Below are 25,036 nucleotides of genomic sequence, written 5' to 3'. Positions count from 1 at the left end.
CCAGCAACGCTCACCGTGCCAGCTCCTTCAGGCCGAAGCGGATCAGCTTGGAGGAATCGGCGTCGTCGCCGGCGGTCTTCATGGCGGCGGCAATGGCGTTGGCGGCGATGTCTCGGGAATAACCGAGATTGACCAGCGCCGAGACCGCGTCGGCGATCGGGGCAGGGGCGACGCCCTCGCCGAGTTCCTGCTTGAGGCCGATTGTGCCCGACGCCTCGCCGGCAAAGGCCGGTGCCTTGTTCTTGAGTTCCGTGACGATGCGCTCGGCGACCTTCTTGCCAACGCCGGGTGCGCGGCTGACCATGGCGATGTCGCGCAGCGCGATCGCATTGGCGAGGTCGGACGGCGCCAGCGTCGACAGGATGGCCAGCGCCACCTTGGCGCCGACGCCTTGGACATTGGCCATCAGCAGCTTGAACCACTCGCGCTCGAGTTCGGTCTTGAAGCCGTAAAGCCGGATCATGTCCTCGCGGACATAGGTCTCGATGAACAGGACGGCGGCTTCTCCGGCGCCGGGCAAGGCTGCGAGCGTGCGCGTCGAACAAAACGCGACGTAGCCGACGCCATGGACGTCGAGCACGCAGAAATCCTCGCCGATCTCGTCGACGGTGCCCTTCAACTTGCCGATCATGCTTCAAGCCTCGTCATGGATGGGTATCGGGAGCGATGATTTCGAGATTGGGGAAATAGGTGCGGTAGCGCGAGGCGTCGCGGGTCAAAAGGCGGTGTCCCGAGACAAGCGCATGCGCCCCAATGAGGAAGTCTGGCAATGTCAGCTCACGGCGCCCGCCGCGCAGCCTGTATTCGCGGTGCGCCCAACCGGCGGCCAGCGCCGCCTCGAAAGGTATGTCCTCGTAAGTCCACAGTGCGGAGACGAAGACGCCTTTATAACGCTCTGCCGAAACGAACTCATGTGCAACTTCGGCTGCGACGACGACATTGAAAATAAGGTCGCCATAACGCCGCGCTTCTCGAATCTGTTGCCTGGACCACGTGGCCCACTGCGACGCCGGCTCGACGACATCAATGATGACGTTGGAATCAATGATTGTCGCGGACATCACGATCCCTGGTCATGGCCATGATGTCATCGGCAGTCAGGTTGCTGTCACCTGTGCCCTCAATGCGGCGGAACCAATCCTCCAGACTACGGTCAAGCGCCTTCGCTCGCATGTCTGGCTCGGTACCGCGCACCAGTTCGACAGCGCCATCGGCGCGTTCGACGAATTCCACCTCCGAGCCTGCCTCGATGCCGAGCCGGTCGCGGATTTCCTTTGGGATGGTGACCTGGCCCTTGGTGGTGACTCGCATGGTAATACCTCTGAGGTATTACTTACTGCCGGCATGAGAACAAGTCAAGAACATCAGGCATGCGCAGCGGCCAAGGCTGCCAGCCGGTATGCCGGGCTCTGGCGGTGGTGGGCGTGACAGATGGCGATGGCCAGCGCGTCGGCGGCGTCGGCGGTGTCGAACACCGATTTCGGCAGCAGAACCTTGACCATCATGGCGATCTGCTTCTTGTCGCCATGGCCAACGCCGATGACCGCCTTCTTTACCGCATTGGGCGAATATTCGGCCACCACCAGCCCGGCGCGGGCCGGCACCAGCATGGCGATGCCGCGCGCCTGGCCAAGCTTCAGCGTCGCCGTCGCGTCCTTGTTGACGAAGGTCGCTTCGACCGCCGCCTCATGCGGCATCTCGCGGTGCAGCACGTCGGCGAGGCCGTCATGCAACTGGCAAAGCCGGCTGGCAAGTGCCGCCTTGTTGTCGGAGCGCACGGTGCCGGCGGCGACAAACCGCAACGAATTGCCGAGGCTCTCGATGATGCCCCAGCCAGTACGCTGAAGCCCGGGGTCGATGCCAATGATGCGAATCGTCTCTCTCATTCCGCGAACTCTATCTTCACGGAGGCAAGACGCCAGAAAAATGTGAACAAAACAGAAACAATCCCCGCGTCATCGCGGGGATATTGCTGCCTAGTTGCGGGCAAACGCGGTGTTGAGCAGCGAGATCTGGTCGGAAACCGGATTGCTGCGGCGCATCGCCTGCACCGGCACGACGGTGGTGCCGTTGCCGTAGATCTCATCGTCCATGCGGCGCACATGTGCCTGCAGGCGCAGCGAGCGGCGCACCAGGTCGACGAAGTCGCCGGGCAGTTCGTTCCAGCCGGCGGCGTCGTCATGGGCGGAAGCCGTGTCGAGCCGCACCTTGGACTTCTCCGAGGCGACTTGGTCGCGGGTCATTTCGCCGGAATTGGCGGCGCGCTGCAGAAGCAGCCATGAGGCGATCTGCATCAGGCGCGTGGTCAGGCGCATCGATTCGGCGGCGTAGAGCGTGGCGGCAAGCCGCGACAGCTTCTTGGCCTCGACGCGGCCAGCGCCATCGAGATATTCGGCCGCCTGTTCGACCAGCCCCATGCCCTCATTGTAGAGGGGCTTGAAGGACGGCGAAAACACCCGCCTTTCGGCGAGCTTGATCGTGTTTGCGCTTTCCCTCGAAGGCTCGTTCATCATCGCTACCCTGCAACCCTGTTCGCGTTCTGCCCGTCTTTTTCGACGGATTCTGCGCGGCCTGTTCCTATACGCCAAGCCCGATGAAAATGCGCTTCCGCCGGTGTGAACGCAAGCGCATGTTTAACAAAGGGTTAACGCGCCGGATTGGGCCGCTTTTGGAGGGCGTTCCGAAGGCGCGCGGGCAAAAAAAAGAGCCGCGGAAAAACGCGGCTCTCAGGAGTTTAACAGGGAGGCGTCAAACAAAGTGGCTCCAACCACTCGGTAAGAATCCAGATGACTGGATACGCACAGTAAACACTGGGAATGCTTAATGGGCGCTTAAGATCGGTGCCGATTTCGTCTTTTGGCGCGTTAGACTGTGCCGGCACGGCACAACGGCGCGACGTTTCCGGCAGGCGCGATCTTATGCCGACTCAGGACTTCCACACCGTCGGCAGTGCAATGAAGGCAAACAGGAACATCGCGGCGTAAAAGCCCATCGACGAGATCGCCACCACCGGTTCGATCGCCGCGTTGCCGCCAAGCAGGAAGAACAATCCAACCAGAAGCCCGATGCCGCTGACCGCCGTCAGCCAGAAATGGACCTTGGCCAGCATCTTGTCCCGGGCCACCGGAAACAAGTGGTAGAAGAAGGCAAACACCGCCGACATCAGCCAGCCCGCCACCATGGTGTGGGCGTGGACCGGCATCTGGCTGTGGTCCTGGCTGATCGACATATGCAGCCCGAGCGCCATGCCGCACAGCGCGTAGACAATGGCGAGCGTGAAGAAATTCCGTGCTACCCCTTGCATTGCAGTCTCCTGTTGCCTTTTCCCCCCGCAGGGAATGGGTTGGATCTCCGGCCCAGCAGGCCGTCTTGCGGTGCATGTGCACCGGGCGTGTTTCCGCCGCATGCCGCGCGACCGGGCGGCATGGATGTGGCGCGGTTACATTGGATAGATGTGCCGGCCGTTCGCCTCCCCGCGGCCCGGCTTCTGGACGAGCGCCATCCTCCCGACTGCGCACCGCAGGCTAGCACGGCTAATCTTGCCGCAGCCTTATCCCTTGGCCATGTCGCGCAGCCGGAACTTCTGGATCTTGCCGGTCGAGGTCTTGGGAATCTCGGCGAAGATCACCGCCTTAGGCACCTTGAAGCGGGCGAGCAGCGTTCGGCAATGTTCGATGATCTCTGCCTCGGTCGCCGTCCTGCCCGGCTTCAGCTCGACATAGGCAACAGGCACTTCGCCCCATTTGTCGTCGGACTTTGCCACCACACCGCACGATGCGACCGCCGCGTGCTTGTACAGCGCATCCTCGACCTCGATCGACGAGATGTTCTCGCCGCCGGAAATGATGATGTCCTTGGACCGATCCTTGATCTGGATGTAGCCGTCGGGATGCATCACGCCGAGGTCGCCGGAATGGAACCAGCCGCCGGCAAAGGCCTCGTCGGTCGCTTTCTTGTTCTTGAGGTAGCCCTTCATGACGATGTTGCCGCGGAACATCACCTCGCCGATGGTCTCGCCGTCGGCTGGCGTCTTCTCCATGGTCTCGGGATCCATCACCGTCAGGTCCTCGAGCGCGGCATAACGCACGCCCTGGCGCGCCTTCTTTGCCGTGCGTGGGCCTTTTTCCAGCGCGTCCCATTCGCCATGCCATTCATTCACGACGGCCGGCCCATAGGTCTCGGTCAGGCCATAGAGATGGGTGACGGCAAAGCCGGCGTCGGCCATGCCCGACAACACCGCCTCGGGCGGTGGCGCGGCGGCGGTGTTGAAGGTGACCTGCTGCGAAAACGCGCGCTTGTCTTCGTCGCGGGCGTTGATCAGGATCGACATGACGATCGGTGCGCCGCACAGATGGGTCACGCCGAGGTCGGCGATGGCATCGTACATCTGTTTGGCGCGCACCCAGCGCAGGCAGACATGGGTGCCGGCCTGCACGGCAAGCGTCCAGGGAAAGCACCAGCCGTTGCAGTGAAACATCGGCAGCGTCCAGAGATAGACGCAGTGCTTGGCCATGCCGGCATGGATGGTGTTGGTATAGGCCATCAATGCCGCGCCGCGATGATGGTAGACTACGCCCTTGGGATTGCCCGTTGTACCAGAGGTATAGTTGAGCGAGATCGCATCCCATTCGTCGTCGGGCATCGACCAGGCGAAGGCCTGATCGCCGGATGCGACGAGGGCCTCGTAGTCGAGGCTGCCGATGCGCTCGCCCTTGGGGTAGGGCGCGTCGGCAGGATAACAGGGATCATCATAGTCGATGACCAGCGGCTTCACCGTCGCCAGTGCCAGCGCCTCCTTGACCACGCCGGAGAATTCGCGGTCGACGATCAGCACCTTGGTCTCGGCATGGTCGAGTTGGAATGCGACGATCGCCGCATCAAGCCTCGTGTTGAGGGAATGCAGCACACCCCTGGTCATCGGCACGCCGAAATGCGCTTCCAGCATCGGCGGCGTGTTGGACAGCATCACAGTCACCGTATCGCCCTTGCCGATGCCGCGTTTTGCAAGCGCCGAGGCGAGTTGCAGTGAGCGTTCCCACCACTGGCGGTAGCTCGTGCGCTGGTCGCCATGGATGATGGCCGGATGGTCGGGAAAGGTCCTGGCCGCGCGTTCGAGAAAACTCAGCGGCGTCAGCGGCTGGTGGTTGGCGGCATTCTTGTCGAGGTGTTCCTCGTATGCTTTGGCCATCGGTTCCTCCCTGTTCCCCTAACCTAGATCAGGAGCGGTCCGCGTTCATCCTCACATGAAGTCGGCCACTCCGTCATAAAGCAGCTTCAGCGCGACGATTGCCACAGTGACGTAGGTGAAAGGATAAAAGATCTCCGGCCGCATCCGCCTGACCAGCCAGGCGCCGGCCAGCGTCGCCAGTGGCGCCAGCGGCATTAGCGCCAAAGAGGCAGTGAGGTTGGCGGTATCGAACTGGCCAAGCGCGAAATAAGGCACCAGCTTGATGGCGTTGGTCACGGCGAAGAAGATGACACTGGTTCCGGTCAACACCTTCGGATCCATGCGCAGCGGCAGTGTGTAGACCTGGAAGGGCGGGCCGCCGACATGGGCGACGAAGCTGGTGAAGCCGGCGATCGATCCCCAGAAGGCGCCGGCCACGCCGTTCGGCTCGGTCTTGTGGTCGGCGCCGTGGCGCAGGCTGGTATAGATCCAGCGGGCCACGAAGATGAAGGCGATGGCGCCGACGATGAAGCGCACATTGTCGGCGGTCACGACAGAGGCCATCAGCCAGCCGATGCCGATGCCGATGATCGACCCGGGGAGCATCTGCCACAGGATGGTGCGGTCGAAGACGCCACGCCAGGTCCACAGCGAAACGACGTCCATCAGGATGAGGATCGGCAGCAGGATGGCCGCCGCCTGCACCGGCGAGATCACCAGCGCCATCAGCGGCACGCCGACGAAGCCGACGGCACCGCCGAAGCCGCCTTTCGACAGGCCGACGAGAATCACGGCAGGAACTGCCGCCGCATAAAACCACGGGTCGAAAAGAAGTGCGGTCATGAAGAGCCTCTCGAATCCGCAATATCGGGATGAATGGCAGTTGGCGAGTGCACGCTCCATGTTTTCACGTGCTTGGGGTCTTCAGCGCATCCTGTTCAACGGCGGCACTTTGTTCTATGCCCCAATGCAAACATGATCGCCTTGCATAGGCGTCAAGCACCCGGATCGACGAACATGAACCCAACCACGCCACCCAATCGCTGCCGCATCGTGCTGATCGCGCCGCCCACGGTTTCGCCTGCGGATGTCGAGGCGGCGCTCGCGGGTGGCGATGTCGCCTCGCTGATCCTGCCCGGCGAAGGCGTCGATGAGGCTTCTTTCCAGAGCTTTGCCGAAAAGGTCGCGGCGGCCGCGCGCGCGGTCGGCGTTGCAGTTGTCGTTGCCGGCGACACCCGCGTTGCCGGGCGTGTTCATGCCGACGGCATTCATATCGAGGGCAAGAAGGCCGAACTGGCCGAAGCCGTCGAGAACTATCAGGAACGCATGATGGTTGGCGTCGGCGGCGCCAAGACACGCGATGATGCGCTGGAACTCGGCGAAGAGCGGCCTGACTACATGTTCTTTGGCCGCTTCGGCTATGACAACAAGCCGGAGCCGCATTCGCGCAACCTGTCGCTCGGCCAGTGGTGGGCCGAGATGATCGAGATCCCCTGCATCGTCATGGCCGGCTCAGATATCGCTTCGGTGGAGACGGTGGCGGCGACCGGTGTCGAATTCGTTGCCATATCGTCGGCGGTGTTCGGCGAAGGCATCGACCCGCGCGAGGCGGTGGCCCGCGCCAATGCGCTGCTCGACGAGACTGCGCCGCGCTTCGAGGGATAAACGTCGATGGACCGTTCGCGCCTACTCGCTGCTTTGCTGTGCCTGGGCTTTGGGCTCAAGCCCGCGATGGCGGTCGAGAGCGCGCCAATCACGCCGTCCGACCAGGGGGCTGTTCCCTCGCTCGGCAAGTCGCTCGATCTCATCGATCCGAACCGTTTCGGGCCGGCCCCCATGCCGCTCGACACGGGGTCGATGCCGGTTGTCGAACCAGTTCCGGCACCAATTGGATCGCCGGACCTTGGCGCCAATCCGGCGGCCAAGACAACTGACGGAATCGACCCCAACCGTTTCGGCGGCAAGCACTCGGACGAGGCCTATGGCGCCTTCCAGCGTGGCCTCTACAAGACGGCCTACAATCTTGCCATTACACGCGCCGAGGCGGGCGATGCGGCGGCGCAGACGCTGGTTGCCGAAATCCTTTCACGCGGCCTGGGCGTTGCCCGCAACGATGGCGAGGCGGCCAAATGGTATGAGCGCGCCGCCGAACAGGGCATTCCCGAAGCGCAGTTCCAGTATGCGCTGCTGCTGCTTGACGGGCGTTACGTCACCCGCGACGACAAGGCTGCCAATGCACTGATGCAGGCAGCAGCCGAGGCCGGCAACCGGTTCGCCCAGTTCAACTATGCCCAGATGCTGGTGCAGCGCGAGCCGGGCGGCAAGGGGCTCGAAAAGGCCGTGCCTTACTACGAGCGGGCGGCGGCCACAGGGCTACCCGATGCGCAATACGCTATGGCCCAGGTCTACGCCAATGGCGTTGGTGGCAAGCGCCGCGACGATAACCAGGCGCGGCTGCTGCTCGTGCGCGCCGCAAGGCAGAATTACGACTCGGCCCAGTTCGACCTCGGGCTGTGGATGGCCGACGGCCGTGGCGGCGACCGCGACATGAAATCCGCCTTCGGCTGGATGAGGCTTGCCGCCGATGGCGGCAATGTCGCGGCGCAGAACCGCCTCGCCAAATTCTACATGGGCGGCATTGGCGTCGATCCCGATCCCATTCTGGCCGCGGCATGGTACATCAACGCCCGCCGTGCCGGGCTCAACGATCCAGAGATGGACGACTTCCTGCGCGGTCTGACCGACACGGAGATGAAACAGGGGCTGGAGCGCGCCAACCGTCTCCGCTGACGTCAGCCAAAATCGCGACTTCTCTTGCCTAAAAAGCCATTTTGTGGTCTTGGAGGCGCCGATAGCGCCCCTTCCGGCGCAAACCTCTCTTCCGGAATCCAATCATGGCCAAGATCAACGGCAACGAAATCCGTCCCGGCAACGTCATCGAGCATGACGGCGGCCTCTGGGTGGCGGTACGGACCAATCACGTCAAGCCCGGCAAGGGCGGCGCCTACAACCAGGTCGAACTCAAGAACCTCATCAACGGCACCAAGCTCAACGAGCGTTTCCGCTCGGCCGAGACGGTCGAAAAAGTCCGCCTCGAGCAGAAGGACTTCTCGTTCCTCTACGAGCAGGGCGACGCGCTGGTATTCATGGACACCGCCAGCTACGAGCAGCTCGAACTGCTCAAGGATTTCGTCGGCGATCGCGCCGCGTTCCTCCAGGACGGCATGATGGTCACGGTCGAGCTCTATGACGAGCGTCCGATCGGCATCGCGCTGCCCGACCAGGTGACGCTGACGATTACCGAAGCCGACCCGGTGGTGAAGGGCCAGACGGCTGCTTCGTCCTACAAGCCGGCAGTGCTGGAAAATGGCGTTCGCGTGCTCGTGCCGCCCTTCATCTCGTCGGGTGAACGCATCATCGTTGACACCAACGAGCTCACCTACGTCCGCCGCGCGGATTGAGCACGGCAACACGGAGTCCTAGATCATGGCGCGTTCAGCGATCCTAAATGTTATGGTGCAGGCCGCCATGAAGGCCGGCCGCTCGCTGTCGCGCGACTTCGGCGAAGTGCAGAACCTTCAGGTGTCGCTGAAGGGGCCCGGCGACTATGTCAGCCAGGCTGACCGCAAGGCCGAAGACATCCTGTTTGCAGAGCTGTCGAAGGGCCGCGCGGGCTATGGCTTCCTGATGGAAGAGCGTGGCGCGGTCGCCGGCGAGGACGACCAGCACCGCTGGATCGTCGATCCGCTCGACGGCACCACCAACTTCCTGCACGGCATTCCGGTGTTCTCGATCTCGATCGCGCTGGAGCGGCAGGGCCAGATCGTTGCCGCGGTCGTCTACAACCCGGCGATGGACGAACTCTACACCGCCGAGCGCGGTGGCGGCGCCTTCCTCAATGATCGCCGCCTGCGCGTTTCCGGTCGCACCAAGCTTGTGGATGCCGTCATCGGCTGCGGCGTGCCGCATCTCGGCCGTGGCCATCACGGCAATTTCCTGCTCGAGCTGCGCAACGTCATGGGCGAAGTGGCCGGCATCCGCCGTCTCGGCTCGGCGGCACTCGATCTCGCCTATGTCGCTGCGGGCCGCATGGACGGTTTCTGGGAAACCGGGCTGTCGCCCTGGGATGTCGCCGCAGGCATCCTTCTGGTGCGTGAAGCCGGCGGTTTCGTCTCCGACGACAAGGGCGGCCAGGACATGCTCGACGGCGGCTCGATCGTCGCCGGCAACGAGACCATCCACCGTGCGCTCATCAAGACGCTGAAGCGGCCTGTTACGCCGCGCTGATCCGCCGCGTCACCGGCTTCTTGCCTTCGTTCCCTGCGCCTGCCCATATTAGGGCCCGCGCAGGGGCGAGCCATGTCGGACAATCAACGCAAGCATGAAACGGCTGTGCCCTTCGTCGGGCGCTACAGCCATTCGCGCGCCGAGTTGATCGCTGATGGCGTGGTCCATGCGATCGGCATCGTGCTGGCGGTTGCCGCCGGTGCCGTACTGCTTTCGGTTTCCGCCTTCTATACCGCAACCGGTGAGTATCTCGCGGCGGTGGTCTTCGTCGTCGCCCTGCTCACCGTGCTGTCGGTGTCGTGCGCCTACAATCTTTTGCCGGTTTCGCCGGCCAAATGGGTGCTGCGCCGCTTCGACCATGCCGGCATCTACCTTTTGATCGCCGCCACCTACACGCCGTTCCTCGTCCAGCTCGAAGATCGCGTCACAGCAAGCTGGATGGCCGGCATCGTCTGGTCTGCGGCACTTGCCGGCATGACGATCAAGCTGTTCCTGCCCGGCCGGCTCGACCGGTTGGCGATCGCCTTCTATCTCGCCATGGGCTGGAGCGGTGTGGTCATCCTGCAGCCGCTGATCGCCACCTTGCCCAGCGCCACGCTGTGGCTGCTGTTTGCCGGCGGCATGGTCTATTCCTGCGGCGTGATCTTCTATGCCTGGCAGCGGCTGCGCTTCCAGAGTGCTGTCTGGCACGGCTTCGTCATCACCGGCGCTGGATTGCATGTCGCCGCGATGATCGACCTTCTGGTGGTGGCCCGGCTCTGACAAGCCGTTCCGGAAGTCGACGCGCGCAAGCGTCTTTCATTTTCGTCACATTTCCGCTTACAGTCGTAGTCCACTAACGCATCGCGCCGAAACTCTTGAAAAGCTCGGCGCGTAGACTTCAAAGTGATGGAGCGGCCCAGGCGCGTCCGAATGGATAGGCGGGGCTCCAATCGCAGGAACCGGAACCGGGGCGCCGATGGCATTGTTGAAATCTCTCGGAGTAGGCAAAGGCTCCGATGTGCTGAACTACGATCCGCACCGCCTGTCCTCGCCGCAGGTGTTCCTGCTGACGATGATCATCTTCCTGGCGATCGTCGCCTTCATCGCGGCAATCCTGACGCGGCAGATCTCCAGTGCCTTCGGCACCAACCCCGGGCTCAATGGCCTGATCATCGGCGTGCTCGTTGTCGGTATCGGCCTCGCCTTCGTCCAGGTCGGACGCCTGTTCCGCGAGGTGCGCTGGGTCAATTCCTTCCGCGCCGGCTCCGAGGCGGCGAACCCCGTGCTGCTTGCGCCGATGAAGGCGATGCTCGGGCGTTCGGCCTCGATGGCGTTCTCGACAAGTTCGATGCGGACCATGCTCGATTCCATCGCAACCCGCCTCGACGAAAGCCGCGACGTCTCGCGCTATCTCGTCGGCCTCCTGGTCTTCCTCGGCCTGCTCGGCACGTTCTGGGGCCTGCTTGGCACCATCGGCTCGATTGGCGAAACCATCCAGTCGCTCGACCCGGGCTCGGGCGACGCTTCTGCGGTGCTCGAATCGCTGAAGGCCGGCCTCGCGGCACCGCTGCAAGGCATGGGCACGGCGTTCTCATCGTCGCTGTTCGGTCTCGCTGGCTCGCTGGTGCTGGGTTTCCTCGACCTGCAGGCCGGACGCGCCCAGACGCGCTTCTACACCGAGCTTGAAAACTGGCTGTCTTCCGTCACCGACCTGTCCTCCGACATGGTCGTTGCCGATGCCAAGAACGGCTCTTCCGACGAAATTCGCGTGCTGTCCGAGCGCCTGCGCAACATGCAGGAGCAGGGCGGCTCGAACCCGCGTGTCGCCGCCGCCATGGCCAATCTCGCCGACGGCATCTCCGGTCTCGTCAAAAACATGCGCAGCGAACAGCAGATCATGCGCGACTGGGTCGAGGCGCAGTCGGATGAACAAAAGGCGATGCGCAACACGCTCGAAAAGATCGCCGACGCCCTGAAGAAGGAAGGGGTGCACTAAGGTGGCATTGGCGCGCGGGCGGCGCGGCGACCGCCGCATCGACTATTGGCCGGGCTTCGTCGACGCGTTGTCGACGCTGCTTTTGGCGATCATGTTCCTGCTTTCCGTCTTCGTGCTGGCGCAGTTCCTGCTCAGCCGCGAAATCTCGGGCAAGGACGAGGTGCTCACCCGGCTCAATTCGCAGATCAACGAGCTGACGCAGCTTCTGGCGCTCGAAAAGTCAAGCTCGCAGGACGCCGAGGATGCGCTGGCAAACCTGCAGGCGTCGCTGTCGGCAGCCGAGAGCGAAAAGAGCCGGCTCGAACAGCTGCTGTCGCAAGGTACGGGCGCCGGCGCGGAGGCCAACGCACGGATCGGAACTCTGTCGGGCGAGCTCGAAAGCGAGCGCCAGGTCAGTCAGCGTGCGCTCAGCCAGGTGGAACTGCTCAATCAGCAGATATCGGCGCTGCGCCGTCAGATCGGTGCTCTCGAAGAAGCGCTCAACGCGTCCGAGACCCGCGACAAGGAATCCAACACCAAGATCGCCGACCTTGGCCGCCGCCTGAACGTGGCGCTTGCCCAGCGCGTGCAGGAACTCAACCGCTACCGTTCCGACTTCTTCGGCCGCCTGCGCGAGATCCTGTCCGACCGTGAAAACATCCGTATCGTCGGCGACCGCTTCGTCTTCCAGTCGGAGGTCCTGTTCCCGACCGGATCCGAGCAGATCAACGATGCCGGCCGCGGCGAGATGAAGAAGCTCGCCGATGCCATCATCGAGCTGCAGAAGGAAATCCCGCCAGAAATCAACTGGGTGCTGCGCGTGGACGGCCACACCGACAACATTCCGCTGTCGGGCACCGGCCGCTACCGCGACAACTGGGAGCTTTCGTCGGCGCGCTCGACCTCGGTGGTCAAGTTCCTGATCGAAAATGGCGTCCCCGCCAACCGCCTCGTCGCTGCCGGCTTCGGCGAATTCCAGCCGCTCGACGAAAGCGGCAGCGACGAGGCACGCTCCAAGAACCGCCGCATCGAGCTCAAGCTCACTGAGCGCTGACTACCAGCCAAGCCAGAGGGCACCCAGCGCAAGGACTGCCGGCACGGTCTGGATGTAGAGGATCTTGCGGCTGACTGTCGCCGCGCCATACAGCCCGGCAATGGCAACGCATAGCAGGAAGAAAACCGTGACCTGGAACCCTGCCTCGCCCAGCCACAAGCCCCAGATCAGGCCGGCGGCGAGAAAACCGTTGTAGAGCCCCTGGTTGGCGGCCAGCACCTTCGACGCGGTGGCGAAATCCGGCTTGAGGCCAAAGGCCTTGTGGCCGCGCGGCGTGTCCCACAACACCATTTCCAGATAGACGATGTAGAGATGGATCAGGGCCACCAGCCCGACCAGGATGTTTGCAAGCATAACCGTCCCCCTTCGATCTCCGGCATGACTTGAGCATGCCGGCTGCCGCACCGGCAAGTGGTGGACCAGCCGAACAGTCTTGCGAATGCGCGCGCTTTGGTATCCTCTCGCCGCGATTTTGAGACAGAGGAGCCACCATGTCCTTCGCAAGAATAGACGAACTCGGCCGCAAGCTCGAAGCGCTGGAACACGCGCTCGCCATTTTGGGCGCCGACGAAGCCACCCACATGGCGGTCGGTGGCGGCGCCAAGCGCGCCGAGGCGCTGTCGGCACTTGCCGGCATGCACCACCGCCAGGCGACCGCGCCCGAGATATCAGACTGGATCGCCGCCGCCGAACGGGAAACGCTCAACGACGAGCAGTCCGTGGCGCTGCGCGAGTTCCGCCGCCAGTACACCAACATGACCTGCCTGCCGTCGGAGTTCGTCGAGCGCCAGACCTCGGCGCGGCTGCGCTGCGAGCAATTGTGGCGCGACCTCAGGGCCAAGAACGACTGGGCCGGTTTCCAGCCGGCGCTTGAGGGCATCGTCGCCATTGCGCGCGAGGAGGCGGCATTGCGCTCCGAGGCGCTCGGCCTCGACCCCTATGATGCGCTGATGGAGCAATACGATCCCGGCAACCGCACAGCCGACATCACGCCCGTCTTCACCGATCTCAAGGCGTTCCTGAAAGACTTCGTGCCGGAGGCCCTTGCCGTGCAGCAGGAGCGCCTGGCGAAAAATCCCAAGCGGCCACTGTCCGGCGTCTACCCCATCGAGCGCCAGCGCGAACTCGGCCTTGCCATGATGGGCGCCGTCGGTTTCGACCTGACGCGCGGCAGCCTGTCGGTGTCGCACCACCCGTTCTGCGGCGGCGTGCCGTCCGACGTACGCATCACCACGCGCTACAAGACCTCCGACTTCCTGTCGGCGCTGATGGGCGTGCTGCACGAGACCGGCCATGCGCTCTACGAGCAGAACCTGCCCGAAGCCTGGTCGCACTGGCCACTCGGCAAGGCGCGCGGCATGGCCGTGCATGAAAGCCAGAGCCTGTTCGTCGAAAAGCAGCTCGGCCGCAATCCTGCCTTCTGGCGCTGGGCGCTGCCGCTGGTCGAACAGCATCTCGGTGAAAGCTGGTCGATGGATGAGATCCTGCCGCACGTCCACCACGTCGAGCGCGGCCTGATCCGCGTCGATGCCGACGAGGTCACCTATCCGCTGCATGTCATCCTGCGCTACGAACTCGAGCAGGAACTGATCTCCGGCCGCCTGCAGGTGTCGGACCTTCCCGAGGCATGGGACGCCAGGATGCGCGAGTATCTCGGCCTGTCGACCATCGACAATCCGGCCGACGGTCCGATGCAGGACGTGCACTGGCCGAGCGCCGCCTTCGGCTATTTCCCGTCCTATACGCTGGGCGCGATGATGGCGGCGCAGCAGTGGGCGGCACTGACCAAGACCCATCCCGCTGTCGACGACGAGATCGCGCGCGGCCATTTCGCAACGGTCAACAACTGGCGCCGCGACAACATCTGGTCGCAGGCCTCGCGCTGGTCGACGCCGGAGCTGCTCGAACGCGCCACCGGCGAAAAGCTCAACGCGGCGCATTTCACGGCGCACCTGAAGAAGCGCTACGGCAGATAACAAAAGCGCGCGGTCTTCTTTCGAGGCCTGGCCTTTACTTCCCGATTGATCCCGCCGACAACATCGCTGTTGTTGTTCGGCGGGGTTTGGTTGTGGGTTGCAGTATTTCGGCGAGGGGCTGGCTCCTCGCCAGCTTTGTTCTGTTTCTGATGGTCTTGCATCCTCAACTTGCCAATGCAGGCAGTGACGTTGGCAAGGGACCTGTCGAAAGCTGGGTAACTGAAGTCGATATTCCGACTGCCGACCCGAACCGGGCCGACCACATCCGCAACGGAATTTCCAGCCTGCTTTCGGATTGGCAGGTGATGTATCGCCCCGGTGGCTACGTCGAATACGAGCGGGATGCCTATCAGGTCGTCGACCGGCCGGGGCTCGAGCAGGCCGCAACGATCAACCTGAACTTTGATCCGGCACGGCATAGCGTCAAACTGAACCACCTGCGGGTCATCCGCGACGGCGTCGTGCAGGACCGGCTCGTCGAGACCACCTTCGATATCTATCGGCAGGAGCGCGACTCGGTGCGCGGTGTTTTCGACGGGTGGCTGACCGCACGCATCGATGTCAGGGACGTGCGCGTCGGCGACATCATCGACTATGCGACCACGACGGACAGACGGGAGATCGTCGGCAAGGACCTGTTCTACTATTACGTTGCCGCCGGGTGGGACAAACCGGTCGGCCTGATGCGCCGCGAGATCATCTGGCCAACATCGCGGCCGCTGCACCTCAAGCAACAACGCACCAGCATCAAGCCGAAGGTATCCAATGTTGCCGGTCACACGCGATACCTCTGGGAGATCTTCAATCCCGAGCCGGTCAAGGTCGAGGAAAATCTGCCGGCCTCGTTCGTGCCTTGGGGTCATGTGCTGGTATCGTCGACAACGAACTGGCGAGAGGTGGCTGATGCGGTGGCCGCAAGCTATCAGCCGGTCAGCACCTTCCCTCCTGCCTTCACGGCGAAGCTCGACGCAATCGCTGCGCGCCACAGCGATCCGCGCGAGCGGATGATCGAGGCGTTGCGCATCGTCCAGGACGAGGTCCGCTACATCAGCCTGTCGATCGGAGCCGGGTCCTACCTGCCGCGTGATCCTGCAACGGTGATCGCCAGCGGCTTCGGCGACTGCAAGGACAAGGCGCTGTTGCTTGCGTCGGCTCTGACCTATCTCGGGGTCAAGGCTGAGGTCGCGCTCGCCGACCTCGATGGCGGTTATGGCCTGACCAGTTTCCTGCCGACGTTGCGCGCATTCGACCATGCCATCGTGCGCGCGGAAATCAGCTCCCGCGTCTTCTGGCTGGATGGCACTGATTACCTCCAGGGTGGCCGTGGCGACCGGCTTGTCGAACCCGACTATGGCTATGTCCTGCCGCTCTCGAGCTCGAAGGGCGAGTTGGAAAAGATGCGGGCGGCTGAGCCCCTTGAACCGACGACCGCGGTTGCCGAGGAGATCAGTTTTCCAGCACAGGCCGGCGATCCGCTGACTTTGAAAACAGTGACCACCTATCGTGGCGTCGATGCCGACACGATGCGCCGCAAGCTGGCGGGCCAGTCGCTTCAGCAATTTGCCGACAGCTACCTCAAGTACTACGACCAGCAATATCCGGGCATTCGCAGCGTGGCGGCGTTGAAGCCGGTGGATGATCGCGACAGCAATGTGATCACCTTGTCGGAAGCCTATGAACTGTCGCCGGAGGCCCTGGCCGCGAAGGACCTGGCCAAGAATTTTCCGCTCCGCGCCGATCTTGATGATGCCAGCCTTCCCAAACCAGCAAAATTTGGTCGGACCGGGCCGGTGTGGATCGGCAGCCCGACCTATCGTCGTCACAGCGTGACGGTCAAGAATCTAAAAGCTGAGTTTTCGGCTGAACAGGCCAAGAATGTGATGACACCGTATCTCATTCTGTTGACTGGCTGGAGCAGCACGCCATCGGAATTCACCATCAATTGGGACCTGAAAAAGCTTGGCTCCGAGGTGCCTGCATCGGCGGTGAGCGAGTATCTCGCCTCGGTTGACGAAATCTTCGAGAACACGCGATGGTCCTATGATTTTACCCATGAGGGCACGAAAGCCGAGGAAGTCAGCACTTCAGAAACGGATTATCAGGGAATCGCCCTTGCTGCGTGGCTCTTGGCTATGCTTGCGACCTGTGTGGTCGAACAAAGGACCTTCAAACCAAGGCCAGGCCAGCTTTACTGGCCTATCTCACCCCGGAAGTTCGTCGTGATGACGGTACTGACAGGAGGGCTATACGGCATACTGTGGGGCTGGCGCGTGTTCCGCCAGCAGAAGGTGGCATATGGTGCGCGCTACTGGTCGTTCCTGCGCGGGGTCTTTCTGTCATTCTTCGCAGTACAGATTTTCCTCCGCGTCAACCGAGACCTCGGCGCCCGGCAGGTCGCAACCTGGCTGGGCGTGGTAGCCGGACTGCTGCTGCTGGGTAGTGAAGTCTACACCTTTGCGATCGAGCCACCCGAAGCAGTCTGGGCGAATGGTCTCAGGATATTCGGCGGTTTGGCCATTTCCGCGCTCGCGCCGCTGCCACTCGTTGTCGCGATCAATCGCATCAATGAAGGAAATTCCGAGTATCTGGTTCGAAACTCCCGGTTCACCGACTGGGACAGGGCTTGGATGGTTGTCGGGGCTTTCTTTACCGTGGTTCTCGCCTACTACCATTTGCAGTAGCTCCGGGCCGATCGTTCCTTCCCCAGCGGAACCAAACCGCCCAGACTTTCCGCTTGATCTTGCCGTCCGTTGCCTGAAACTCGCTGCGACGGCAGAGGACCTTGGGAGGGGCAGTTGGCGGACCGGGCGGATGCGATCGTTGTCGGTGGCGGACTTGCCGGCCTGGTTGCCGCGGCAGCGCTGGCCGATGCCGGCAAGCGGGTCATCGTCCTTGAGCAGGAAGGCGAGAATTCGCTTGGCGGCCAGGCCTTCTGGTCGCTCGGCGGGCTGTTTTTCGTCGACAGCCCCGAGCAGCGCCGCATGCGCATCAAAGACAGCTGCGAGCTTGCGCTGCAGGACTGGCTGGGCTCGGCGCAGTTCGACCGCCCGGAGGATTTCTGGCCGCGCAAGGTGGCCGAGGCTTTCATCGATTTCTCCGCCGGGGAGATGCGGCCCTGGCTGCATGCCCAGGGCATGCGCTGGTTTCCCGTCGTCGGCTGGGCCGAGCGCGGCGGTGCCTTGGCGCATGGCCACGGCAATTCGGTGCCGCGCTTCCATGTCACCTGGGGCACCGGCCCCGGCGTGCTCGAACCGTTCCTGCGTCGTGTCCGCGACCATGCTGCCGCCGGCCACATCACGCTCAAGTTTCGCCATCAGGCCAGCCGCCTGATCAAGACTGGTGCGGCGGTAACAGGCGTGTCGGGCGAAATCCTCGAACCCTCCACCGTCGAGCGCGGCCAACAGTCGGGGCGCAAGGTGACAGGCGACTTCGAGTTCCACGCAGGTGCTGTCATCGTCACCTCGGGCGGCATCGGCGGCAATCACGAGCTGGTCCGCAAAGCCTGGCCGGTCGCGCGGCTCGGGCCAGCGCCGAAGAAGATGGTCGCCGGCGTGCCGCATCATGTCGACGGCCGCATGGTCGCGATCACTGAAGCCGCCGGCGGCGCGGTGATCAATGGCGACCGCATGTGGCACTACACCGAGGGGCTGACCAACTGGAACCCGATCTGGCCGAACCACGGCATCCGCATCCTGCCGGGGCCGTCGTCGCTGTGGTTCGATGCGCTGGGCGAGCGGCTGGAAGCGCCGTTCCTGCCCGGCTTCGACACGCTTGGCACTCTGAAGCGTATCCTGTCCACCAGCCAGGAATACTCCTGGTTCGTGCTGACCCAGAAGATCATCAAGAAGGAATTCGCGCTGTCCGGTTCCGAGCAGAATCCGGACCTGACCTCCAAGCGCTGGATCGAGGTGCTGAAGAGCCGCCGCGCCAAGGGCGCGCCGCCGTCGGTCGAGGCCTTCAAGCGGCATGGCGAGGATTTCGTGGTCCGCGACAACCTGCGCGACCTCGTTGCCGGCATGAACGCGCTCGCCGGCAACGGCCTGATCGACCACGACCGGCTGCATGCGCAGATCGCGGCACGCGATCGCGAGATCGACAACCCCTTCTCCAAGGACGCCCAGGTCACCGCCATCCATGGCGCGCGGCGCTACCTCGGCGACCGGCTGGTGCGCACCGCCAAGCCGCACAAGATCCTCGACCCGGACAACGGCCCGCTCATCGCCGTCCGCCTCAACGTGCTGACCCGCAAGACTTTGGGCGGCCTGCACACCAACCTGGACGGCCAGGTGCTCGGCATGGACGGCGAGATCATCCCGGGCCTTTATGCGGCGGGCGAGGTCGCCGGCTTCGGCGGCGGCGGCTATCACGGCTACAACGCGCTCGAGGGCACCTTCCTCGGCGGTTGTATCTTCTCCGGCCGCAATGCCGGCCGGCACGCGGCGCGGTAGCCGCCGCAGCCGGCACTCGCCGCAACCTTCAACGTCACCAACGAAACCGAACTTGCCGCCGCGATCAGCACCGCCAACGCCAATGGCGATGCGTCGAATACCATCAATGTCAGCGCCAACATCACCTTGATCGCACCGCTGCCCCTGGCGGTTAAGTTCTGAGCCATGGTGGCGCCGAAGCCGCGCCGACGTAACCGGTCAAATCTACGGTGTTGGAATTACACCCAGAAATGGCGTGGCTGAAATCTTCCCATCCATGGTGTTGTCGTTTAGGTGTGGCTCATTAATTTTGGGCCTGCCTGAGGGATAAGCTCCCCTTCCGACGGCAGGTGGGGAGCAAACAGTGCCTGCCATTTTTTCCACAACGCGCGCTCTTTCGGGCGTGTCACTCGTTGTCCTGTGCGGTTTGCTCCAGCCTGCCTGGGCCGATCCGGTGGTTCTCCTCGATGGCGAGGAGATCACTGATCCCGTTGGCTTCGACCCGTTCCAGGAATTCGTCGTCGGCGCTGGTGCCACCGGCACCTATTCCGGCAGGATCTACGAGTCCGGCGAAGTCGGCTACATCAGGAAGACCGGCGCCGGTACACTCGTCGTCACCAATGGCAGCAATAGCTTCAGCATGGGTGCCATCATCAGCGGCGGCGCCATCCGTGTCACCGGCGGTTCGGTCCTTGGCTCGGGCGCCATCACGCTCGACGGCGGCACGCTGCAGTCGGGTGCCGCCGCGCTTCAGCTGATCAACCACACCATCCAGTTCACTTCGGCCGGCGGGGCGATCGATACAGGCAGCTTCGATCTGACGACCGAGGCCCAGATGGTCGACAGCGACGTATCCCTCGGCACCGGCACCTTCACCAAGCTTGGCAGCGGCGCGCTGATCCTCACCAACCCGTACGGCTTCAGCAATTATGCCACGGCGACCAATGTCGCCGAGGGCAGCATTGTCGCCGGTTACGCCAATGTCTTCAGCGCCAACAGCAGCTACACTGTGGCAAGCGGTGCTTTGCTGGTACTCAGCTACCACGACCAGAAGATCGGCTCTCTCGCCGGGTCCGGCACCGTCGACCTCGGCAGCGCTACGCTGACGACCGGCAATGACAACAAGAGCACCACCTTCTCGGGTGTCATCTCGGGCAGCGGCAAGCTGGTCAAATCAGGTAGCGGCACCCAGACGCTTATGGGCGCCAATCTCTATTCCGGCGGCACTATAGTCGACGCCGGCACGCTGATTGTCGGCGTCGGCGGTGCGGGCGCAATCCAGAGCTGGGTCGAAGTCAAATCGGGCGCCCGGCTCGGCGGCAGCGGCACCATTGGCGGTGACGTCACGGTGGCTGTTGGCGCTACGCACGGCGCGGGCAACTCCATCGGTACCCAGACCATCAACGGCAACTACGCCAACCACGGCATCCTCGAAGTCGAGGCGACGCCATCTGGCGCCGACAAGCTCGTGGTCAACGGCACCGTCGACATCTCGGGTGCAACGCTCAACCTCGTGCTGTCGCCGTCGACGATGGGCGCCTGGCTGCCGCTCAACGGCCCGTTCACGCTGATCGCCAATGACGGCGGCGACGCCGTGACGGGCGCCTTCGCGTCCGTCGGCAACCTCAACAACCTGCTCTTCCTCGACCATCTGCTCGACTACGCCGGTGGCGACGGCAACGACGTGACGCTTGCGCTCAGCCGCAACAACGTCACGCTGGGCAGCATCGCCGATGCGCCCAACCAGGCCGCCACCGCCGCAGCTGTCGCCAGCCTGCCGAATTCCAATCCCGTCGCCGCCGGTTTCCTGATGTCGACCAACGAGGACGAGGCGCGCGATGCGTTCGAGCAGCTTGCCGGCGACGTGCACGCTTCGGTCAGCAGCGGTACGACACAAACGAGCCAGTTCCTCGGCGAATTCGCCAATGACCGCGTCCGCTCGGCCTTCGGCGATGTCGCGGCCCCCGACCTGCCGGTCATGGGTTATGGCGAGGGTGGGCTTGAGCTGGTCGCCGCCGATACCGACCGCTTCGTCGTCTGGGGCCAGGCCCTGGGCAACTGGGGCTCGTTCGACGGCGACGGCAATTCGGGCGGCTTCGAGCATTCGAGCGGTGGCCTCGTCGCCGGTGGCGACACCGTTGTCGGCGATGGCTGGCGCCTTGGCCTGCTCGGCGGCTACAGCCGCACCAGCTTCGACACGGACGATGGTGCTGCGTCGGGCGACAGCGACAACTTCCATGTCGGCGTCTATGGCGGCCGCCACTTCGGTGCCGTCGCCCTGCGCGCCGGTGCCTCCTACACCAGGCATTCGATCGACACGAGCCGCACGGTCTCGTTCCCCGGCCTCACCGAGACGCTCAAGGCGTCTTACGATGCCGGCACGGCCCAGGCCTTCATCGAGACGGGCTACAAGCTGGAGATGGGCCGCGTCGCCTTCGAACCCTTCGCCGGTCTGGCCTATGTCTCGACCTCGACCGACGGCTTCACCGAAACCGGTGGCGCGGCGGCGCTGACCAGCACTGACAAAAGCTTCGACAGCACCACGACGACGCTCGGCCTGCGCGCTGCCACCGACTTCAATGTCGGCGATGCCAAGGCGACGGTTCGCGGCGGCCTCGGCTGGCGCCATGCCTTCGGCGATGTCACGCCCGCGTCCACGGTGGCCTTCGCCGGCGGCGGCGACAGCTTCACCGTTCATGGCGCGCCGATCGCCCGTGATGCACTCTTGGTCGAAGCCGGCCTCGACTTCGCCATCGCGCCCAAGGCCAATCTCGCCTTGAGCTACAACGGCCAGATCGCCAACGGCGCCCGCGACCACGGCGTCAAGGCAAGCCTCGGCGTGAAGTTCTAGGGGCATTGGGAGTGGAGCAGGCGCAAGCGCCTGCCGTTCCGCTTCGCCTTCGCCAGCTCAATTCCACTTCCTTGCGCGAGTGCTCGCATCGCGCCGGCGAGTCCATCTGGCGGTCGTGCCAGTTGTACAAAGTTGAATGCACCATCCATAATATTTTGTATTGCTGTATAAGCTGGGCTGTTCTAAGCAATGCTATTGCTTAAGTTTTGGGTGGGGATTGGGGTCTCCGCACAATTCATTTGCCCGTTCGGGCGCGCATGCAAGTGGTGGGGATATAATGCATTTTTTTGACCGCAGCTCGGCTGCGCGCATTCGTTTTGAATCATCTCAAGCTTTCCGGACTTCTTCCAGCCACCCCTTGAACCGACCGATCGTCCGGCTTGCCGCTCTGCGGTCCGGTACGGCGCTGGTTACGCTTGGGGCTGTGGCGGTTGTGCTCGGCACTGCATCGCCGGCTCGCGCTGCAGACCAGTACTGGGATGGCCCTTCCACTCTTCCGATCATCATCGAAGGCGGTGCCGGCACCTGGAACGCGGGCGGCACGAACTGGACCGACATCAGCGGTGCGATCAACGGCACCTGGGCTGGTGGCACTGCCGTGTTCGGTGGTGCCGGCGGCGGGGTAAACGTCCAGGGCCACCAGAACTTCGACATGCTGCGTTTCACGGGGAATGGTTACAGGCTTACAGCCACCGCTTCTGACTCGCTCACCCTGGCGCCGGTTGGCAGCACGGCGACGATCAATGTGGGCACCGGCGTTACCGCCGAGATCGGCATGATCCTGAAAGGGTCGGCGGCACTCAACATTACCGGTGGTGGCACGCTGAAGCTCAGCGATTGGGTCAACACCTATACCGGCGCCACCACGATCGGCTCCGGCACGACGCTCCAACTGGTCCGCCAGGGCAAAATCAGCGCCTCCAGCGGCGTGGCTGTCGACGGTACTTTTGACATTTCGACCACGGACGCAGGCGCGAGCATCAAGGCGCTGAGCGGATCAGGTCAGGTTGTCCTCGGCGAGCGGTCCTTGTTCCTCACGGCCGCCAACGGGACCTTCTCGGGCGTGATCTCGGGCAATGGTGGCGTCAACATCGACGGCACCAAGCAGGTCTTCACCGGGGCGAACACCTATCTCGGCAGCACTGGCGTCGGCACCGGCGCCACGCTTCAGATTGGCGATGGTGGGACGAGCGGTTCGGTCGCTGGTGCAATACTCAATTATGGCACTGTTGTCTTCGACCGTTCCGACGACGTCACCTTCGCAGGTAACATAACCGGTCCGGGCGCGTTCGAGCATGTCGGCGGAAGCAAGTTGACCCTTACCAGCGTTGGCAACAGCGGCAGTGGCACCGTGCTGATTTCCAACGGCGGTACGCTGCAGTTCGGCGACGGCTCGGGCACGTGGCTCGCCAATGCTGGCGGCACGATAACCATCGAGGCCGGCAGCAAGCTCATCTCCAAGTCCAGCAGCCAGTTCTGGGGCGGCAAGCTCGCTGGAGCAGGCGACTTCTTCAAGGAAGGCTCAGGAAGGATCATCCTCACTGGCGACAGCTCGGCTTTTGCCGGCTCGACCTTGGTCAACAGCGGGGCACTTTACGTTGGCCGCTTGGGCGCGGGCAAGCTCGCGGGACAGCTCGATGTCGATACCGGCGGTCGCCTCGGCGGCAGCGGTACGATCATTGGCAACGTCACGGTCAAGGCTGGCAGCACACACGCCGTTGGCGACATTTATGAGGCGTCGCGGCCGAGCAACGTGCTCGTCCACACCCAGACCATCAATGGCAACTACGTCAACAACGGCATCCTGGAAATCGAGGCCAGCCCGACCTCGGCCGACAGGCTCACGGTCAATGGCACCGTCAACATTGCCAATGCGACGCTCAACCTGTCGCTGACGCCCAATGACCCGAGCCCGGCCGGTGGCTGGGACCCGCTCAACGGGCCGTTCACGATTATCGCCAACGACGGCAATGACGCCGTGACCGGCACGTTTGCGTCCGTGGGCAATCTCAACAACCTGCTCTTCCTCAATCACCTCATCAGCTACACCGGCGGCGACGGCAATGACGTCACGCTGGCGCTGAGCCGCAACGACCTGTCGGTCGAGGAGGTCGCCCAGTCGCCGAACCAGTCGGCTGTTGCCGGCGCTGTCGACAACTTGCCAAGCGGCAATCCGGTGCGCTCGGCGCTGTTGATGTCGACCGACGAAGACGAGGCGCGTGATGCGCTGAACCAGCTCGCCGGCGACGTGCACGCTTCGGTCAGCGGCGGGACGACGCAGACGAGCCAGTTCCTCGGCGAATTCGCCAATGACCGCGTCCGCTCGGCCTTCGGCGATGTCGCGGCCCCCGACCTGCCGGTCATGGGTTATGGCGAGGGTGGGCTTGAGCTGGTCGCCGCCGATACCGACCGCTTCGTCGTCTGGGGCCAGGCCCTGGGCAACTGGGGCTCGTTCGACGGCGACGGCAATTCGGGCGGCTTCGAGCATTCGAGCGGTGGCCTCGTCGCCGGTGGCGACACCGTTGTCGGCGATGGCTGGCGCCTTGGCCTGCTCGGCGGCTACAGCCGCACCAGCTTCGACACGGACGATGGTGCTGCGTCGGGCGACAGCGACAACTTCCATGTCGGCGTCTATGGCGGCCGCCACTTCGGTGCCGTCGCCCTGCGCGCCGGTGCCTCCTACACCAGGCATTCGATCGACACGAGCCGCACGGTCTCGTTCCCCGGCCTCACCGAGACGCTCAAGGCGTCTTACGATGCCGGCACGGCCCAGGCCTTCATCGAGACGGGCTACAAGCTGGAGATGGGCCGCGTCGCCTTCGAACCCTTCGCCGGTCTGGCCTATGTCTCGACCTCGACCGACGGCTTCACCGAAACCGGTGGCGCGGCGGCGCTGACCAGCACTGACAAAAGCTTCGACAGCACCACGACGACGCTCGGCCTGCGCGCTGCCACCGACTTCAATGTCGGCGATGCCAAGGCGACGGTTCGCGGCGGCCTCGGCTGGCGCCATGCCTTCGGCGATGTCACGCCCGCGTCCACGGTGGCCTTCGCCGGCGGCGGCGACAGCTTCACCGTTCATGGCGCGCCGATCGCCCGTGATGCGCTCTTGGTCGAAGCCGGCCTCGACTTCGCCATCGCGCCCAAGGCCAATCTCGCCTTGAGCTACAACGGCCAGATCGCCAACGGCGCCCGCGACCACGGCGTCAAGGCAAGCCTCGGCGTGAAGTTCTAAACCCGAAATTGCCGGGCGGGCACTCCAGCCCGCCTGGCACCTCGTCTCGTTCGAGAATTGCCTTTGTTGTTCGGCGCAGGCA

General features: G+C 63.7%; 21 protein-coding genes. 12 read left to right on the top strand and 9 right to left on the bottom strand.

The genetic code is table 11. The features are described from left to right. Positions 1-10: 10 nt before the first annotated feature. The 8 genes from ruvA to J1C56_RS18825 all read right to left on the bottom strand — a co-directional run bounded on the left by ruvA (position 11) and on the right by J1C56_RS18825 (position 6,010). The gene (gene ruvA, locus J1C56_RS18860) at positions 11-631 is read right to left on the bottom strand and encodes a Holliday junction branch migration protein RuvA (RefSeq protein WP_214391591.1); all 621 of its coding nucleotides are present in this window, start codon (positions 629-631) and stop codon (positions 11-13) included. Between the two features lie 13 nt (positions 632-644). Then, positions 645-1,061, bottom strand: coding sequence for a type II toxin-antitoxin system VapC family toxin (locus tag J1C56_RS18855; RefSeq protein WP_246591578.1), 417 nt, complete (start codon positions 1,059-1,061; stop codon positions 645-647). Next, on the bottom strand, positions 1,042-1,311 hold the full coding sequence (locus J1C56_RS18850; RefSeq protein WP_214391589.1) for an AbrB/MazE/SpoVT family DNA-binding domain-containing protein: 270 nt from the start codon (positions 1,309-1,311) through the stop codon (positions 1,042-1,044). The genes J1C56_RS18855 and J1C56_RS18850 overlap by 20 nt, the downstream gene beginning before the upstream one ends. 53 nt (positions 1,312-1,364) lie before the next feature. Next, complete coding sequence (ruvC, locus tag J1C56_RS18845) at positions 1,365-1,886, bottom strand: crossover junction endodeoxyribonuclease RuvC (protein WP_214391588.1); 522 nt, start codon at positions 1,884-1,886, stop codon at positions 1,365-1,367. Between the two features lie 90 nt (positions 1,887-1,976). Beyond that, positions 1,977-2,510 carry a protease adaptor protein RcdA gene (gene rcdA, locus J1C56_RS18840; protein ID WP_214391587.1) on the bottom strand — a complete coding sequence of 178 codons (534 nt, stop codon included), beginning with the start codon at positions 2,508-2,510 and terminating at the stop codon, positions 1,977-1,979. Between the two features lie 416 nt (positions 2,511-2,926). Next, the gene (locus J1C56_RS18835) at positions 2,927-3,304 is read right to left on the bottom strand and encodes a hypothetical protein (RefSeq protein WP_214391586.1); all 378 of its coding nucleotides are present in this window, start codon (positions 3,302-3,304) and stop codon (positions 2,927-2,929) included. 246 nt (positions 3,305-3,550) lie between these two features. Then, positions 3,551-5,188 (bottom strand): acyl-CoA synthetase, encoded by a 1,638-nt coding sequence (locus J1C56_RS18830; RefSeq protein WP_214391585.1) that lies wholly within the window; start codon positions 5,186-5,188, stop codon positions 3,551-3,553. A 51-nt stretch (positions 5,189-5,239) separates the two neighbouring features. After that, positions 5,240-6,010, bottom strand: coding sequence for a sulfite exporter TauE/SafE family protein (locus tag J1C56_RS18825; protein WP_214391584.1), 771 nt, complete (start codon positions 6,008-6,010; stop codon positions 5,240-5,242). 174 nt (positions 6,011-6,184) lie between these two features. Between J1C56_RS18825 and J1C56_RS18820 the strand changes: the two genes are divergently transcribed. The 7 genes from J1C56_RS18820 to J1C56_RS18790 all read left to right on the top strand — a co-directional run bounded on the left by J1C56_RS18820 (position 6,185) and on the right by J1C56_RS18790 (position 12,465). Beyond that, positions 6,185-6,832, top strand: coding sequence for a thiamine phosphate synthase (locus J1C56_RS18820; protein ID WP_214391583.1), 648 nt, complete (start codon positions 6,185-6,187; stop codon positions 6,830-6,832). Positions 6,833-6,838: 6 nt separating this feature from the next. Then, on the top strand, positions 6,839-7,957 hold the full coding sequence (locus J1C56_RS18815) for a tetratricopeptide repeat protein (RefSeq protein ID WP_246591576.1): 1,119 nt from the start codon (positions 6,839-6,841) through the stop codon (positions 7,955-7,957). 104 nt (positions 7,958-8,061) lie between these two features. Then, on the top strand, positions 8,062-8,628 hold the full coding sequence (gene efp / locus J1C56_RS18810) for an elongation factor P (protein WP_184767932.1): 567 nt from the start codon (positions 8,062-8,064) through the stop codon (positions 8,626-8,628). 25 nt (positions 8,629-8,653) lie between these two features. After that, a complete protein-coding gene (locus J1C56_RS18805) occupies positions 8,654-9,454 on the top strand; it encodes an inositol monophosphatase family protein (protein WP_214391582.1) in 801 nt (266 codons plus the stop codon). A gap of 72 nt (positions 9,455-9,526) precedes the next feature. Continuing rightward, positions 9,527-10,216 carry a PAQR family membrane homeostasis protein TrhA gene (gene trhA / locus J1C56_RS18800; RefSeq protein ID WP_214391581.1) on the top strand — a complete coding sequence of 230 codons (690 nt, stop codon included), beginning with the start codon at positions 9,527-9,529 and terminating at the stop codon, positions 10,214-10,216. 196 nt (positions 10,217-10,412) lie between these two features. Then, a complete protein-coding gene (locus tag J1C56_RS18795) occupies positions 10,413-11,432 on the top strand; it encodes a MotA/TolQ/ExbB proton channel family protein (RefSeq protein WP_214391580.1) in 1,020 nt (339 codons plus the stop codon). A gap of 1 nt (position 11,433) precedes the next feature. Continuing rightward, a complete protein-coding gene (locus tag J1C56_RS18790; RefSeq protein WP_214391579.1) occupies positions 11,434-12,465 on the top strand; it encodes a peptidoglycan -binding protein in 1,032 nt (343 codons plus the stop codon). Here the strand turns inward: J1C56_RS18790 and J1C56_RS18785 are convergent, their stop codons facing one another. Then, entirely contained in the window at positions 12,466-12,819 is a 354-nt protein-coding gene (locus J1C56_RS18785) for a DUF1304 domain-containing protein (RefSeq protein WP_214391578.1), read from the bottom strand. It lies immediately after the preceding gene. 137 nt (positions 12,820-12,956) lie between these two features. On the opposite strand from J1C56_RS18785, the gene J1C56_RS18780 reads away from it, so the two are divergent. The 5 genes from J1C56_RS18780 to J1C56_RS18760 all read left to right on the top strand — a co-directional run bounded on the left by J1C56_RS18780 (position 12,957) and on the right by J1C56_RS18760 (position 24,954). Beyond that, positions 12,957-14,441: a carboxypeptidase M32 gene (locus tag J1C56_RS18780; RefSeq protein ID WP_214391577.1), complete on the top strand. Its 1,485-nt coding sequence runs from the start codon at positions 12,957-12,959 to the stop codon at positions 14,439-14,441. Between the two features lie 92 nt (positions 14,442-14,533). Beyond that, positions 14,534-17,122, top strand: a complete 2,589-nt coding sequence (locus tag J1C56_RS18775; RefSeq protein ID WP_338001469.1) for a DUF3857 domain-containing transglutaminase family protein — start codon at positions 14,534-14,536, stop codon at positions 17,120-17,122. Positions 17,123-17,236: 114 nt separating this feature from the next. After that, the gene (locus tag J1C56_RS18770; RefSeq protein ID WP_214391576.1) at positions 17,237-18,889 is read left to right on the top strand and encodes an FAD-binding dehydrogenase; all 1,653 of its coding nucleotides are present in this window, start codon (positions 17,237-17,239) and stop codon (positions 18,887-18,889) included. Between the two features lie 343 nt (positions 18,890-19,232). Beyond that, entirely contained in the window at positions 19,233-21,719 is a 2,487-nt protein-coding gene (locus J1C56_RS18765; RefSeq protein WP_338001468.1) for an autotransporter family protein, read from the top strand. 358 nt (positions 21,720-22,077) lie between these two features. After that, entirely contained in the window at positions 22,078-24,954 is a 2,877-nt protein-coding gene (locus J1C56_RS18760) for an autotransporter outer membrane beta-barrel domain-containing protein (protein ID WP_246591574.1), read from the top strand. Positions 24,955-25,036: the final 82 nt, after the last annotated feature.

The organism is Aminobacter anthyllidis (genome assembly GCF_018555685.1).
In the GTDB taxonomy this organism is placed as follows: Bacteria; Pseudomonadota; Alphaproteobacteria; order Rhizobiales; family Rhizobiaceae; genus Aminobacter; species Aminobacter anthyllidis.
This window is presented reverse-complemented; position numbering and strand designations above follow the sequence as displayed.